We start from the raw sequence: 14,273 nt of genomic DNA, 5'->3' as shown, positions 1-14,273 counted from the left end.
TAATAATATGGAAAGAGCAATAAAATTAATTAAAAACAGATCTGATATAGGAGCAGGAACACGTGGCTCTGATATGGGAATTGATGCGATTGAAATTGCTGCTATCAACCAAAATAGTGATTATTTTAACCGCTTCCCGTTTGAAGATGTGAAAACACACAATGAAAGTATTTACGATAAAAACCGCAATACTTTTGCCAAAAGAATTGAGCATGTCGTAGAACAATGCACTCGGGTGAGTTATGCCGTAAAGCATAATTTAGAGGCTAATTATTTTCCCATTGTTCTATCAGGGGATCACTCCTCAGCACTGGGAACCATTAGTGGCATCAAAGCCGTTTATCCCACAAAACGTTTAGGCGTGGTGTGGATCGATGCACATGCCGACCTGCATTCTCCGTATACTTCTCCATCTGGAAATATTCACGGAATGCCTTTGTCTGCAGCGCTGGCTGATGATAATCTAGACTGTAAAATCAATGATATCACTCCCGAAACTGTACAGCATTGGGAGAACATGAAAAACATAGGTGTGGCCGGACAAAAAATCAAGCCCGAAAACCTAATTTATTTTGGTGTTCGCGATACAGAAGACGCCGAAAATAAACAAATTGACAAATTACAAATCAGGAATTACAAGGTCGATGAGGTTCGTTATAGAGGACTTCAAACATGTGTTGCCGAGGCTTTATCAAAGTTATCAAATTGTGATTTAATCTACATTTCTTTTGATGTGGACTCTATGGATTGTGACATGATTTCGTATGGAACCGGTACGCCAGTACCCAAAGGTTTTGACCAAAATGAAGTCATTGCCATCATCGATCAAATCGTTGCTTCTAAAAAAGTGGTTTGTTTAGAGGTGGTAGAGGTAAATCCTTTATTAGATACCAAAGGAAATAAAATGGCCGAAACCGCTTTTGAAGTTTTAGAAAAAATTACTGAAACCATAGATTTGTGGATTGCTTAATACGCATTCTTTAATACAAATACATAACCCCAATATCTAGTAATAGCTGTTGGGGTTTTTCTTTGTGATAAAAAGAGCCAGCTGCTAATTAATTAAGGTTTTCTTTTTATAGAGCTACTACCCGTTATTCGTTACAACCCATTTGCTATAATACCCTTTTACTAAGCGCTGGCAGGAGCTTCCTGCGGTCGCTCTGTCAGCTGCAGTAAAAGTGGTTTTCTAGCTGCATGGGGTTTCCACTACTACCGGGGCTAGGGAACTTGGGGATTAAATAGTGTGAATGTGGTTTCTCGTTAAGATTATCGGTGTCAATTATTTATCTTTGAAATTGAGTGGATTACTAGATGATTTGTTAAAAGTTTTCATAGATCAACTGCTGTGTTTGGAATAAGTTTAGACTGTAATTTATTAAACCTATCTACCCTATTGAAGCTCGTTCGTCCCCTTTTTCTGGTTTTCGTTTGCGACGAGTGCCTACGTGAATTGACAGATAAATCGTTGCGTTTGCAAAGCGGATAATTTTTGATGAGGCTGAAATTTATTTGGACAAATCGTTCAACTGGATAGTAGTTGTAGCGATGACGAAAAAACAAATGTTTTTTTATATTAAAAAATGGTACCGTTACCTCTAAGTATTATTGAGCCGCGTTGCAAACGTTTTGTCCTATTTTCATAAGTAAGAGTAGGTAATTGATGTAATTGTGCATGAGAATATTTTTTAGCTGCTTCTTGTTGTGAGTATTAACCAACTTTAATCACAAGGGGAAATGATACTATTGTAAGATGATTCATTTAAAATAAAGTACTATATTAGCTACAGTACTACAAATAACTAATTAACTTAACCCACAATGAAATACGCTGAATTCAACATTGACCATAATAAAATAGAATACTTCAACTCTAATTTTGGAATGGAAAGTGTTTTACTAAATGGAGAAAAGATTTCTAGTAAGTTTTCTTTTTCTGGAATCAAACATGCTGTTCAATTGGGCTCTCGTAATCTGACATTAGAATCAAAATACCAACAATTTGACAAACACGAAATCGAACTTAGACTGTTGGAAAACGGCAATTTAATTGATGAGTCAATTGTAAAAGCGAATAAAAAGCAAAGGCTATTTTGGATAGCTGCAGGTATCATTACCGGGTTAGCAGGCTATCAATTACTGAATTTTCTTGTTGGTTATTTGAATTAATGATTCAATATAGTTTTTAATACAGACTGTTTTTGCTTTATTGCTGCACTATTCTTGTAGGATTACGTCGTAAATGATAACAATTTTGAGTCAACTGTTTTATGAAAATTAATCCTATTTCCTAGCCCTGATGGTAGCGGCATCCTCGAAGCGCAGCGCAGAGATATAGCGAACAGCAGGAGGGAAGGTTCTTGAAAACCGAGAATGTTTCTGCTGCTCAATAAAAAAGGCCAGTTTGTTATTCCTCTAAGTTTTGGATTTATTTTTGTGTTTTTCTGTAACAGATTATTAAAATGACACTCTTACTATTTAATTGATTATTATTTAAAATTAGAACTATGAAAAGAATTGTTTTAAGTGGTCTTATCCTTTGTTCAGGATTGATGGCGCAAGCGCAGTCCATTGATAAAATTATTACTGTTAAGAAAGTAACTGAGGTAGAAACGGTACTTGCTGCAGATGATATGCAAGGGCGTAGGGCTTTTACTCCGGGTATTGATAAAGCATCTGGCTATATTGAATCACAATTCAAGAAAATAGGCTTACAAACCTTAAATGGTGCCAAAGATTACAAGCAGGAATTTGCAATGACTGAGGCGGTACGCAAAAGTTTAGAAGTACAAATTGACGGTAAGACAATTGATGCGGCTTCTATGATTGCGTTTTCCTACCAACCTGAAGTTTCGTTTACAGAGGACAGTCCGATTGCAGTGGTGAATATAAGAGCTGGAGATTCTTTTGGACCAAAGTTCTACGAATACTACCAAAGCGATAAAAACCTGTTAGTACTGGTAGATGAATCTTTCAGGAAAATACTTCCGAATATCCAACACATGAATCAAATGGCTGCTAATCCAGGGAAAAACACGGTAGTGTTTGTTTTTGGACCAACTGAAGCGACGCATTACTCGATAAAAGCTACAAATACGGTTACTACAAAAAAACTGAATAATGTGGTTGGGGTTTTGAAAGGGAAAAGCAAACCGAATGAATATGTGATTTTTTCAGGACATTATGATCATCTTGGTGTAGGTTCGCCAGGAGAAGGAGCACCACACGATGCCACTGATTCTATTTACAATGGAGCTAATGATGATGCTGCAGGAACTACGGCTGTGATTTTACTTGCAGAATATTTCAAGAAAATGAATAACAACGAGCGCTCTATAATCTTCACTGCTTTTGTGGCCGAAGAATTAGGTGGTTATGGTTCGAAATATTTTTCTAAACAACTTGACCCAGCGCAAGTGATGGCGATGTTCAATCTTGAAATGATAGGAACTGAATCAAAATGGGGAAAAAACTCGGCGTACATTACTGGATTTGAAAAATCAAATATGGGAGCTATCCTTCAAAAAAATCTAGAAGGATCGCCATTTAAGTTTTATGCTGATCCCTACACAGAGCAGCAATTATTCTATAGATCTGATAACGCTACTTTGGCAAGGTTAGGAGTTCCGGCACATACCATTTCGACTTCAAAAATGGATAGTGAACCGAATTATCATAAAGCCAGCGACGAAATAGGAACGTTAGATATGAATAACATGACCGAAATCATTAAAGCGATTGCAATTAGTTCGTCGACCATCATCAGTGGAAAAGACACGCCAACAAGAGTAGATACAGCGAAGCTGAAATAAGAAAATTTTAATTGTAGGATAAGGAGTTTGACCGCTATAGTAATTAGAGACCATTTAGAAATTAAGAATAAGAAGTGTTGCCAATCACTAATCTTAACTTCTAAATGGTTTTTCCTTTTATTATAACCCTAGTGATTCTTTTATCAACTGTAGACTGCTGTCGCTGTAATTAATTTTTAACGCTTCTTGATGGCCTTTTTCGGACATTTTATTCCACGTTTTTAAGATGATGTTTTTCATTTTTTCTTTGTCGTGCTTTTGTACAAAGGCCTCAAAATAAAATTCTAGAAACACTAAACAGATAACGTCTTCGAGTAGTTGGGTTTCCTCATCTTTTTTGAGCAATTTTTTCTCGATTAGAAAACAAACCCGCGCAATAAATGCTGCATCATAACCCACTTCTTCTAAAATAGCTGCTGTGGTTTTAGCATGAAATTTTTTCAGTTCTTCGCGCCATTTTAAATAACCCACCCGATCCATGGAATAGCTTTCGCGCGCTATCTCCCATCGACAAATATGCTGCGCTTTGGAAGCGATTTGTACCGCTTCAGAAGCGTTAGGTGCAAATGCCATTAAACGGGCGTACATTCTATTAGAATACAGTAGTTCTTTAGGATAACGTATTGATTGAGCTAGTTCGCTATTAGGATCTTGTGCGTTTTTAGCATCTATTTGTTCGCTGGCTTTAGTAAAGGCTGTTGTTGTCATGTAGTAAGATATAGCAGTAAAGATACGGGATTATTCTAAAAACTACTTGGCAGGAATAGGAATCCGTAATTAAGGAGGGCTAGCTTATTGTTGAAAAAAGTGCTTGTTTATAGAAAAACCGTCTGTTGTCCTATTAAATTGTGAATTTAATATGGCACCAGACGGTTTCTATATTTGTAATGATCTTGTTTAAGACTTATAAACCTACGAGGGTATTGTGTAGTATTTTCTACGAAACCAGAAAGCAACATTTACCAAAGCTATCAACGCAGGAACTTCGACCAAAGGACCAATGACACCAGCAAATGCTTGGCCGCTGTTGATTCCAAAAACACCAATCGCAACAGCAATCGCTAATTCGAAATTGTTTCCTGTAGCGGTAAAGGCAATTGCGGTACTTTTTGAGTAATCAGCACCAAAATATTTCCCAGTAAAAAAACTAATGACAAACATAATGGTAAAGTAAATCACTAACGGAATTGCGATACGAACTACATCCATCGGGATTTGAACAATCAATTCTCCTTTTAAACTGAACATGATTACGATTGTAAAAAGCAAAGCAATCAAGGTGATCGGTGAGATAAAAGGCACGTATTTATTTTGGAACCAATCTTCTCCTTTTAAGCTAATCAATGCATACCTACTAATGATTCCTAAAGCAAAGGGAATCCCTAAATAAATACCCACGCTCTCAGCAATTTGACCAATGCTAATGTTGACTTCAAAACCACTATAACCAAAATAGGGAGGAAGTATCGTAATAAAAATGTAAGCATATACGCTATACAGTAACACTTGGAAAATACTGTTTAAAGCGATTAATCCCGCAGCATACTCTCTATCACCATCGGCAAGGTCATTCCAAACCACCACCATCGCAATGCAACGCGCTAGTCCAATAAGGATAACACCTATCATGTACTCAGGGTAGCCGTTTAAGAAAATAAGCGCTAGAAAGAACATTAAGATAGGACCTATTATCCAGTTCAAGAATAGCGAAGCGCCCAAAACTTTTGTGTTTTTAAATACCTGGCCCATTTGCTCGTATTTTACCTTAGCAAGTGGTGGATACATCATTAAGATTAACCCAATAGCGAGCGGAATATTAGTTGTTCCCGTAGAAAAGGAGTTGATAAAATCACCGCTTGATGGGATAAAGTAACCTATAGCAACACCGAGTGCCATCGCTAGGAAAATCCAAAGTGTTAAATAACTATCTAGGAAGCCTAATTTTTTTCTTTCTGCTGCAGGAGCACAATTATTTGCTGACATACTTATTTTTTAATTTGTGAGAATACATAAAATAATTCAGTAGCAATTTGCATGCTTCTTTCGTGGTATTTTTCTGCTTGTTCAGGCGTATTGTCAAAAGCTTTGGGATCTTCAAAAGTAATCGGAATTCTCTTTTCGGCACCGGCAATGAAAGGACAACCATTATCTGCGCTAGAACAAGTTAGTATAGCGGCAAATTCAGCCTGTGGATTGAAATCATCGTCATAGGTTTTAGAAAAACCAATAATAGGATGTTCGTTATCAGTATATTTTATGCTGTACACGGGATTTGGTCCCTCACAAAGTGTTTTTACTTTAAATCCAGATTTAACTAATGTCTGTGCCGCCATAGGGAATAAAGCAGTAGCTTCAGTACCTCCAGAATAACAAAATACATTGCTGAAATTGAAATAAGAGGCTGCCGTTTGTGCCCAAACCTGAGATAAATGGCTTCTTCTAGAATTGTGTGTGCAGATGAAATTCAGTCTAATTTCGTCTTGATTGCTTACTTTTATTTGGATATAATCAATAAGCGGTTGTAAAATAGCTTTACGCTCTGAAGTAATATTTTCTGGATGAAGGGATACTATTTCCTTTTCGATAGCAGGAAAAATTTGTGTTTTTGATGGCATCATTTTATACAATACATTTAGATTAGCAACATCCGCCTCCTGGCGTACAACTATTGTTTTGAACTGGAATCTCTGATAATTTTACTTTTTGTTTTTCCTGCGGAATCCCACATTGATCTTCAGCGAGACAGGCAGTAAGTTTGTTTAACAAAGTGAAATCTTTACCATTGAAACCCAAATCATATTTTCCTATAGTTCCGGCCTGGTATTCGACTTCAATTTCAAAATCTCCGATACCTAGGACTTTCTTTGATAGTTCAATAATATCCAATAATTTTTTTGGTTTTAAGCGATGCTCAAAGTCATTGGCATCCCACAATTGGAAGTTGACTACAGTTTCTTTTCTCACTTTTCCACCACAATCAATAAAGTTTTTGGTGATTAAACCCACTTCAGTAACGTGAAAATGTTCTGGAACGTAGGTCCCATTTGGTAATACAAAAGTTACGTTGTCTAGTGTATTTAAATGGTTTTTAATTTCAGATAATTTCATAATTCTAAATTTTAAAAATTAGCAACATTGATTTTTATTTTCTAAATAGGAATTGATGCTTTCGAAAAAGCCTTTTATTTTTTCAAATCCTTCTTCGTTAAGGCAATAACAGATGGCGTTTCCTTCAAAATTCCCTTTGATAAGTCCCGCATTTTTTAATTCTTTTAAATGTTGAGACACGGTAGGCTGTGCCAATGGAAGCTCATTTACGATATCACCACATACACAGCTATTCACTTTGATCAAATGTTGAATGATAGCAATACGCGCTGGATGGCCAATCGCTTTGGCTAAAATGGCCAATTCATTTTGCTCTTCTGTAAAATGTTCGGTTTTTGTAATTCCCATTGTGATATATTTATATTGCAATATTACGATAAACTAATGTAACAAGCAAGATAAAAACCAAAGAAGTGCACAGACGGTGTAGATGCGTAACGGAAATCCTAATAAAATATTAAAAAAATAGCTGTTTTGTCTTATAGTTGTATTTTTATAGAAGTGATCAAAGAGTAATAGAAGGTAAGAGTGTTATTTATATTACTTCTTGGGCTTTTTAGGAAAGGGCTGTTCGTATTTCTTATTAACGCTATCACAACATGCGATAAGATTTGATATATTAAATTTAAAGACAAGTACTATGCAAAAAACAAATAATAGACTGGCAGGACAAACCTGCATCGTAACTGGAGCTAGTTCAGGTATAGGAGAAGCAGTAGCAATGGCTATGGGAAGAGATGGCGCTAATGTTATTGTTAATTATAATTCCCATCCTGAAAGAGCAGAAGAGATAGCGCATAAAATTGCTATGGATAAACAGTGTGGTGACGCCATAGCCGTTAAATGTGACGTTAGTAAAGAAAATGAAGTGCTGAACATGTTTAAGAAAACCATAAGTCATTATGGAACTGTAGATATCTGTGTCCCTAACGCTGGTTTACAACGGGATGCCCCTTTGCATGAAATGACGCTTAAAGATTGGCAATTAGTTATAGATGTTAACCTAACCGGACAGTTTTTATGTGCTAGAGAAGCGATAAAGGAATTTATGCGAAGAGGAATGCGGCCTGATGTCTCTAAATCGCTAGGTAAAATTATTCAGATGAGCTCTGTACACCAAATAATTCCGTGGGCAGGTCACGCTAACTACGCTGCTTCTAAAGGTGCTATTGTCATGTTAATGGAAAGTATTTGTCAAGAATATGCGCCTCAAAAAATACGATGCAACAGTATTGCTCCGGGTGCTATTAGAACTCCAATTAATAAGGCAGCTTGGGAAACACCAGAAGCTTTGACGGAATTGAATAAATTAATTCCTTACAAAAGAATTGGAGTGCCAGAAGACATAGGAAATACTGCCGTTTGGCTAGCTTCTGATGAATCAGAATACATCAATGGAACGACCATTTTTGTAGACGGAGGAATGACCTGTTATCCAGGGTTTACGACAAATGGTTAAGTGAAGAATTTGTGTCATTAGTCAAGTATTCTTGTTGTACATTCAAACTTATCTTTTAGAATGTTTTATTGATAAAAGGTAAAAAAAAATCCCGTTAGCTACTGAAATCTAAATTCAGATAACTAACGGGATTAGTGTTAGTTACACGTTGCTTTTATAGCTGGAATGCACTTTTAGGAATTGCATGAAAACCAGCTTCGATCACTTTCTTTTCAATAGCTTCAATTGAAACCAATTTATCAGTATGAACTGTAAATTCTCTTGGAAAAATAGTGTTGTTGATGATTACATTAGTGATACCGTCTAGCTCTAAAATGCTTTCTTTAATAGCGTTTAAGTCAGCCTCTTCTTGGGCATTTGTTCCAAAAATTTTACCGTGGTTTCCTGGAATTACATTATCGTCGATCAAGCTCATATGTTTGTTTTTTATATTAATTAATTGCGTTTTTAACCTAGTATAAAGTTAGTCTTAAGCCTACTGCTATTTTTTATACTCTGCTGTTTATATGTTATAATATATGAAGGTGAAGGCAGTGAAATAGAAAAATATATTTATTTTTAGGGTATGGAAGTCAATTGTTTATGTTTTTCAAAATTAGCGCACACCAGGTTTTGATTCAAAAACAAATGGTTAATTACAATTTAAAATCAGTAACTTAGTAGGTATAAAATTCAGTAACTATAATATACTTAAATATGGAAAATAAAGATAAGAAATCCAATAGTGAAGGACAAAATAAAGAAGATAAATTACCTGAATCTTTGCTTTATCCACCAAGCGAAGATATTTACAATCAATTAAAAAAGGAGAGTGATATTAACCCAGATGATATCACAAAAAAGAAAATCCCTATTGATGTAAATAATCGCAATGATTTTAATGAAATAAATCCAGAAGGGGATATGTCTGCTGCGGATTTAGATATTCCAGGTTCAGAATTAGATGACGCCCAAGAACAAGTTGGGAGTGAAGATGAAGAAAACAATCATTATAGCATAGGTGGCGATAATCACAATGATTTAGAAGAAAACAATGATGATGTTATATAAAAAACGTCCCTGATTAGAAAAACTAATCAGGGACGTTTTTTTAATGGATATTAATGAAGGTATAGAAGGCAAACAATACCATAAGAATGGTAACTATTACTACGTTAAGTGTAATAATCACAAAGCTCTTGAACAAGGATACTGTAAACCGCTCTCCATATAAACGCCGATGCGCGGGAAAGAAATAATAAGTCATCCAGAAGATCCCCGCTGTGCGTATTATAAAATGAATCCATTCTAAGATGGTATTATTTCCCAGAAATAGAAATAGCTTTTCAATAAAAAACAAACTGAGGATTAGAAGCAGTAAGAAGGAGAAATAATGCAACGTAAAAATTCCATTATCAAAATACAGCCATTTCTTTTTATCGTGAAAAAGCCATAAAATAAAAGCGAATATAGGCATGTACATAAAAAGCACGGTAGGAAGACTACCAGAAAATGACTCACTAAACTTACTAATGATCTCTTCATTAGTGTTTTTATCTTTGACCTTTAGCCATTTTTTTAAAAACCAATACTCGGTGCCACTAACTTTTGTTTGAGTACTACCATGTTTTTGAATGGAATCCAGTTCGCTACTGGAGTTATAACCAAAATTAGTTACTTCAGCTTCAGCTGTTTTTGCATTTACGACATCTTTTGTCTGTACAATTATCTTCTTTATTGTGTCATTGTTTTCTTGAGATAGTATTCCCACTTTTGTCAGTCCATCCATCCCTTTTTCCTCGATATGTAAGGAATCAATCGTAGGAATAATTAGTTGTTCTTTTTTATCAGCAGCAATTAAAGTTCTTTCATTGGGATGATTAGGAAAAAGCGAAATCAATAAAAAAGTAATAAAACTGATAAAAATATAGAGCCGTACAGGTGCTAAGAAGCTGAGGCGTTTACCTTCGACATAGGCTTTCGTTAAGGCAGCAGGCTTAAAAAATAAATAAAAAATAGTTCTCCAGAAGGCATTGTCATAGTGCGTCAAATCTTCAAAAAAGTGAATAAATAAATGATGAAAAGTTGGACTGGTCTTTGTATTTTCCTGTCCGCAATGGGGGCAATAACGCTGCTCCACAACATGGTTACAATTGAGACAGGTTTTGTCTATTCTGAGCTTTTCTTTTGACATGGGGACTTGGGTACAAAGTTTAATTTCACAGTAAAATTATCAAAGTTTCGTTCTTATCCTAACAGTCGTATTGTTAATTAGTTTTTAATTAACTGCTGCTATTGCTTGATTAATGGTAGGAACAAATAAAATAGTAAGTTCAACGATACTATTACATAAAAAAAATCTGCCTATAAATAGGCAGATTTAAGTTTAGTAAACAGCAAATTGAAATTAATAGTAGTAAACTATATACTTATTAGTTTTGTTCGTTATAAACGTTAGTTCCATGTTCGTGGATATCTAATCCATCAATTTCTTCTTCTTTAGTTACGCGTAATCCCATTGTTTTCTTAAGAATAAATAAAACAACAAATGAGGTTACGATTGCCCACGCACCAATAGCAAATACACCTATTGCCTGAACACCTAGTTGATGGAAGCCCCCACCGTAAAGTAATCCTCCATCAGTGGCAAAGACACCTACTAAAATTGTACCTAATGCACCACAAACACCGTGTACAGAAACAGCACCTACAGGATCATCCACTTTCAATTTTTTATCGATGAATTCAATTGCAAATACCACTACGGTACCACAAATAAGTCCGATTAATGCAGCGCCTACTGGGCTAACAACAGCACAACCTGCAGTTACACCAACTAAACCTGCTAACACACCGTTTAAAGTCATCGAAATATCTGGTTTTCCATACACACCCCAAGTCACAAACATGGCAGCCAAAGCGCCTGCCGCTCCCGCAAGATTAGTAGTAATAATAATTCCAGCAACAGCATTCGCACTATCTCCTGATATCGCTAATTGAGAACCGGCATTAAATCCAAACCAACCTAACCAAAGGATAAAAACTCCTAAAGCGCCTAACATCAGGTTGTGTCCCGGTATAGCGTTTGAGATACCATCAGTATATTTCCCTATTCTGGGACCTACTAATATAGCGGCTACTAAAGCGGCCCAACCTCCTACAGAGTGCACAACAGTAGATCCGGCAAAATCAATAAAACCTAGTTCGGTCAACCATCCATCACCTTGCCATACCCAGTGACCCGATATCGGATAAATAAAGACGGTCATCATTAGAGAAAAGATAAGATAAGTCGAAAATTTTGTTCTTTCAGCAATAGCTCCTGAAACAATAGTCGCGGCAGTCGCTGCAAATACGGTTTGAAAAAACAAACTGTGCATGTCCTTTACACTATCAAAAAATAATGTAGGATTGCCTATAAATGATCCAATAGAATCCCCATACATAATAGTATAACCGATGGCCCAAAAACCAACGCTACCTATACAGAAATCCATAAGGTTTTTCATAATTATATTTCCAGTGTTTTTTGATCTAGCAAAACCTGTTTCCACAAGTGTAAATCCTGCTTGCATAAAAAACACTAGTATTCCGCAGATTACCACCCACATTAAGTCTAATACAGCATTTGTATCCATAATATTTTATTTATTAGTTAGTTTTTGGTTAGTTAGTTGACAGCATCATTTCCTTTTTCTTTAGTACGGATTCTGTACGTTTCTTGAATATCAGAAACAAATACTTTTCCATCTCCTACTAGTCCAGAATAGGCAGATTCTAAAATGGCATCAACTGTTTTTTCTAAAAATGGATCAGATACCACGATTGATATGTACCGTCTTTGAATATCACTTGTGCTGTAAGTTATACCTCTGTAAACGTGGCCTTCTTTTTCATTTCCAACACCGGTAACGTCCCAGTAAGTGAAAAAGTTAATACCTACTTCATGTAGTGCCTTCTTTACATCAGAAAATTTAGATTTTCTAATTATTGCTTCAATTTTTTTCATTAGTTAATGATTTTTAGTAATTAATTGATTTTGGTTTTTTATATGGATTTAGCATTAAATAGTGCTTCTTTTTAATGTCAAACGGCTTTCAAATATTTGATAAATAGTGTTGCTTTTTTACCCTTGATGAAAACGAATTTATTAACTTTTCTTTAAGACAAAAAAAAATAAATGGTCTTTTTAACGCTTTTGTTGCAGAATTATCAATAAGCAAAATTCAATAGCAAATTTTAACAATTCAATTTTTTTATTAAACTATTTTGAAATATTCGTAACGATATATTTTTAGTTATACCTCTATTTTTTTAAGGGGTAAATTTTTCTATACTGATATATTTAATAGTAAAATCTTAATATGGTTGCTATTTTTGGTAATTACTTGTTTTTTATATGGGGTTAATTGTATGTTGAAAAATATATGAATTTGATGTTTGTGATTTAAAAACAAAAAAACAGCCTTCAATCTACATTAGATTAAAGGCTGTTTAGCTATTATAAATGTTTTATGGCTGCTATCTATTTTAGCGGCAATGCTAAAAAACAGATTGTACTATATTTTGATAGTGACGAATTTTAAGTTTTAAAAATAATACCCAATATTCATATTGAAACGAACTTCCCAATTGGCATTCGGTGTTCCATCTGCTAAAGCAGTTTTCCATACTGGACCTAACCAAGGTTGGTTTTTACCGGCTGCTACATCAAAGTAGGTATACACGTTTCCAGCAGATACTAACACTCCTGTAACGTTCATTGCACTATCTTCAAAATCAGCATTTAATTTTTCTAAATAACCATAATCGTTATAAAACTGTAATGATGACACGGGACCCCATTGTACAGGAAGGGTGTATTGGACTCCTACAGTATAGCTGTTGCCGGCTGCAGCAACAAGGTAAGGTGCCCCATAAGCCGTCATGGCAACTATTTCTTTGTTTTCATATACTGGACCTCTTGTAGATTTCTTATATTTCGACAATTGTGCTTTTACTCCAAAGCGTTTGTATTTTAGCTGGTACTGTAAGGCTACAGCATAATGAGACCCCATTTTTTCTGTGTCTAAATTATAAAGTCCTCCATACTGGACAGAGCTGCCTATTTTGTGACTAATACTGTCATTTCCTATTACATAATTAAGTTGGCCATTTACCTGATTCACTTCTTTATTACGCAGGTCTAAGATTCCATCGCCATCCAGATCAATAGAAGCTACATCGTAAGAATACCTACTGTTAGAAATATCAGAATTGTTACCAAAATCGACTTCTTCTGCATTTTTAAAAAAGGCTATAGCATAATTCCATTTCTTGGCAGTATGGGTAAATTTTACACCCATATCATGATCATCTTCCAGACCTATATAATAGTTTACACTAAAAAACCAGTTATGGGAGTTATAAGTGGTGTTACCAAAAGGAACTTGAGTAAGTCCAACTTGCAGTTCGTTTTTAGAATCAAAATCATAAGTTAACCAACCTTGTTTCAACATGCCTCCTCCAAATCCTTCAGAGTACAGGCGGTATTCAGCGTTTAATTTGATGCCTTTGTATTTTGCTTTGGCGTTAAGCCGGAACACATCATAGCCAAAATCGCCACCGCGTTTCTTTTGTCCTTCTTTCCAAGAAGATAAATTATAATTGAATCGTAAAGCGCCACCTATTTCTACTTGTGGCTTGTCTTGGGCATAAATAGCTCCAGTTGATAATAGCACAAAGCCAATTATCAAAGTGATTTTTGAAAACATCTACTGTTTTTTGGGAATTAAAAAAATGAAATAATTTGCGAAAAAAAAATAATTTCTAAGAAGGAATACGCTTTTTAGTTAAGAACCATAATATAGGAAGGCTAGGGAAGCTTTCTCTTTTTAGGTATTGTTTGGAAATTTTTTTCTGCATGGGGCAAAGGT

Annotated in this window: 15 protein-coding genes; 5 read left to right on the top strand and 10 right to left on the bottom strand. The window is 35.3% G+C overall.

The features are described from left to right. Nucleotides 1–7 precede the first annotated feature (7 nt). From rocF to ACEN2K_RS04550, 3 genes are all read left to right on the top strand, one after another. Nucleotides 8–970 carry an arginase gene (gene rocF / locus ACEN2K_RS04560; RefSeq protein ID WP_441758138.1) on the top strand — a complete coding sequence of 321 codons (963 nt, stop codon included), beginning with the start codon at nucleotides 8–10 and terminating at the stop codon, nucleotides 968–970. Between the two features lie 851 nt (nucleotides 971–1,821). Further along, entirely contained in the window at nucleotides 1,822–2,169 is a 348-nt protein-coding gene (locus tag ACEN2K_RS04555; RefSeq protein WP_441758137.1) for a hypothetical protein, read from the top strand. Between the two features lie 338 nt (nucleotides 2,170–2,507). After that, nucleotides 2,508–3,812, top strand: coding sequence for a M28 family peptidase (locus tag ACEN2K_RS04550; protein ID WP_441758136.1), 1,305 nt, complete (start codon nucleotides 2,508–2,510; stop codon nucleotides 3,810–3,812). Nucleotides 3,813–3,932: 120 nt separating this feature from the next. Here ACEN2K_RS04550 and ACEN2K_RS04545 read toward each other — a convergent pair whose 3' ends face one another. From ACEN2K_RS04545 to ACEN2K_RS04525, 5 genes are all read right to left on the bottom strand, one after another. Then, on the bottom strand, nucleotides 3,933–4,520 hold the full coding sequence (locus ACEN2K_RS04545) for a DUF4202 domain-containing protein (RefSeq protein ID WP_441758135.1): 588 nt from the start codon (nucleotides 4,518–4,520) through the stop codon (nucleotides 3,933–3,935). Between the two features lie 204 nt (nucleotides 4,521–4,724). Beyond that, nucleotides 4,725–5,795, bottom strand: a complete 1,071-nt coding sequence (arsB, locus tag ACEN2K_RS04540; protein ID WP_441758134.1) for an ACR3 family arsenite efflux transporter — start codon at nucleotides 5,793–5,795, stop codon at nucleotides 4,725–4,727. Nucleotides 5,796–5,797: 2 nt separating this feature from the next. Beyond that, on the bottom strand, nucleotides 5,798–6,430 hold the full coding sequence (locus ACEN2K_RS04535; protein WP_441758133.1) for an arsenate-mycothiol transferase ArsC: 633 nt from the start codon (nucleotides 6,428–6,430) through the stop codon (nucleotides 5,798–5,800). A gap of 19 nt (nucleotides 6,431–6,449) precedes the next feature. Then, nucleotides 6,450–6,920 carry a DUF6428 family protein gene (locus ACEN2K_RS04530; protein WP_441758132.1) on the bottom strand — a complete coding sequence of 157 codons (471 nt, stop codon included), beginning with the start codon at nucleotides 6,918–6,920 and terminating at the stop codon, nucleotides 6,450–6,452. A gap of 18 nt (nucleotides 6,921–6,938) precedes the next feature. After that, nucleotides 6,939–7,268 carry an ArsR/SmtB family transcription factor gene (locus ACEN2K_RS04525; protein ID WP_441758131.1) on the bottom strand — a complete coding sequence of 110 codons (330 nt, stop codon included), beginning with the start codon at nucleotides 7,266–7,268 and terminating at the stop codon, nucleotides 6,939–6,941. Between the two features lie 292 nt (nucleotides 7,269–7,560). Here ACEN2K_RS04525 and ACEN2K_RS04520 point away from each other — a divergent pair, with 292 nt between their 5' ends. Next, on the top strand, nucleotides 7,561–8,379 hold the full coding sequence (locus ACEN2K_RS04520; RefSeq protein ID WP_441758130.1) for an SDR family oxidoreductase: 819 nt from the start codon (nucleotides 7,561–7,563) through the stop codon (nucleotides 8,377–8,379). A gap of 154 nt (nucleotides 8,380–8,533) precedes the next feature. On the opposite strand, the gene ACEN2K_RS04515 is transcribed toward ACEN2K_RS04520, so the two are convergent. Beyond that, nucleotides 8,534–8,794, bottom strand: coding sequence for a heavy-metal-associated domain-containing protein (locus ACEN2K_RS04515; RefSeq protein ID WP_441758129.1), 261 nt, complete (start codon nucleotides 8,792–8,794; stop codon nucleotides 8,534–8,536). Between the two features lie 281 nt (nucleotides 8,795–9,075). Between ACEN2K_RS04515 and ACEN2K_RS04510 the strand changes: the two genes are divergently transcribed. Next, nucleotides 9,076–9,429: a hypothetical protein gene (locus tag ACEN2K_RS04510; protein WP_441758128.1), complete on the top strand. Its 354-nt coding sequence runs from the start codon at nucleotides 9,076–9,078 to the stop codon at nucleotides 9,427–9,429. Between the two features lie 40 nt (nucleotides 9,430–9,469). Here ACEN2K_RS04510 and ACEN2K_RS04505 read toward each other — a convergent pair whose 3' ends face one another. The 4 genes from ACEN2K_RS04505 to ACEN2K_RS04490 form a co-directional block, all read right to left on the bottom strand. Continuing rightward, complete coding sequence (locus ACEN2K_RS04505; protein ID WP_441758127.1) at nucleotides 9,470–10,552, bottom strand: DUF3667 domain-containing protein; 1,083 nt, start codon at nucleotides 10,550–10,552, stop codon at nucleotides 9,470–9,472. A 238-nt stretch (nucleotides 10,553–10,790) separates the two neighbouring features. Next, nucleotides 10,791–11,996 (bottom strand): ammonium transporter, encoded by a 1,206-nt coding sequence (locus tag ACEN2K_RS04500; RefSeq protein ID WP_441758126.1) that lies wholly within the window; start codon nucleotides 11,994–11,996, stop codon nucleotides 10,791–10,793. Nucleotides 11,997–12,028: 32 nt separating this feature from the next. Further along, nucleotides 12,029–12,367 carry a P-II family nitrogen regulator gene (locus ACEN2K_RS04495; protein WP_441758125.1) on the bottom strand — a complete coding sequence of 113 codons (339 nt, stop codon included), beginning with the start codon at nucleotides 12,365–12,367 and terminating at the stop codon, nucleotides 12,029–12,031. Between the two features lie 580 nt (nucleotides 12,368–12,947). Then, nucleotides 12,948–14,111 (bottom strand): hypothetical protein, encoded by a 1,164-nt coding sequence (locus ACEN2K_RS04490; RefSeq protein WP_441758124.1) that lies wholly within the window; start codon nucleotides 14,109–14,111, stop codon nucleotides 12,948–12,950. Between the last annotated feature and the right edge of the window lie 162 nt (nucleotides 14,112–14,273).

This window comes from Flavobacterium sp. W21_SRS_FM3 (genome assembly GCF_052113625.1).
Classification (GTDB): domain Bacteria; phylum Bacteroidota; class Bacteroidia; order Flavobacteriales; family Flavobacteriaceae; genus Flavobacterium.
Note: the sequence above shows the minus strand (reverse complement) of the source record. Positions and strands in the feature narration are given on the sequence as shown.

What these genes read in the sequence shown, in the direction of transcription:
- ACEN2K_RS04520 (WP_441758130.1), top strand. Translation starts at nt 7,561, where the DNA reads ATGCAAAAAACAAATAATAGACTGGCAGGACAAACCTGCATCGTAACT.
- ACEN2K_RS04510 (WP_441758128.1), top strand. Translation starts at nt 9,076, where the DNA reads ATGGAAAATAAAGATAAGAAATCCAATAGTGAAGGACAAAATAAAGAA.
- ACEN2K_RS04490 (WP_441758124.1), bottom strand. Translation starts at nt 14,111, where the DNA reads ATGTTTTCAAAAATCACTTTGATAATTGGCTTTGTGCTATTATCAACT.
- ACEN2K_RS04505 (WP_441758127.1), bottom strand. Translation starts at nt 10,552, where the DNA reads ATGTCAAAAGAAAAGCTCAGAATAGACAAAACCTGTCTCAATTGTAAC.
- ACEN2K_RS04545 (WP_441758135.1), bottom strand. Translation starts at nt 4,520, where the DNA reads ATGACAACAACAGCCTTTACTAAAGCCAGCGAACAAATAGATGCTAAA.
- ACEN2K_RS04555 (WP_441758137.1), top strand. Translation starts at nt 1,822, where the DNA reads ATGAAATACGCTGAATTCAACATTGACCATAATAAAATAGAATACTTC.
- ACEN2K_RS04535 (WP_441758133.1), bottom strand. Translation starts at nt 6,430, where the DNA reads ATGATGCCATCAAAAACACAAATTTTTCCTGCTATCGAAAAGGAAATA.
- ACEN2K_RS04500 (WP_441758126.1), bottom strand. Translation starts at nt 11,996, where the DNA reads ATGGATACAAATGCTGTATTAGACTTAATGTGGGTGGTAATCTGCGGA.
- arsB (WP_441758134.1), bottom strand. Translation starts at nt 5,795, where the DNA reads ATGTCAGCAAATAATTGTGCTCCTGCAGCAGAAAGAAAAAAATTAGGC.
- ACEN2K_RS04530 (WP_441758132.1), bottom strand. Translation starts at nt 6,920, where the DNA reads ATGAAATTATCTGAAATTAAAAACCATTTAAATACACTAGACAACGTA.
- ACEN2K_RS04495 (WP_441758125.1), bottom strand. Translation starts at nt 12,367, where the DNA reads ATGAAAAAAATTGAAGCAATAATTAGAAAATCTAAATTTTCTGATGTA.
- ACEN2K_RS04550 (WP_441758136.1), top strand. Translation starts at nt 2,508, where the DNA reads ATGAAAAGAATTGTTTTAAGTGGTCTTATCCTTTGTTCAGGATTGATG.
- rocF (WP_441758138.1), top strand. Translation starts at nt 8, where the DNA reads ATGGAAAGAGCAATAAAATTAATTAAAAACAGATCTGATATAGGAGCA.
- ACEN2K_RS04525 (WP_441758131.1), bottom strand. Translation starts at nt 7,268, where the DNA reads ATGGGAATTACAAAAACCGAACATTTTACAGAAGAGCAAAATGAATTG.
- ACEN2K_RS04515 (WP_441758129.1), bottom strand. Translation starts at nt 8,794, where the DNA reads ATGAGCTTGATCGACGATAATGTAATTCCAGGAAACCACGGTAAAATT.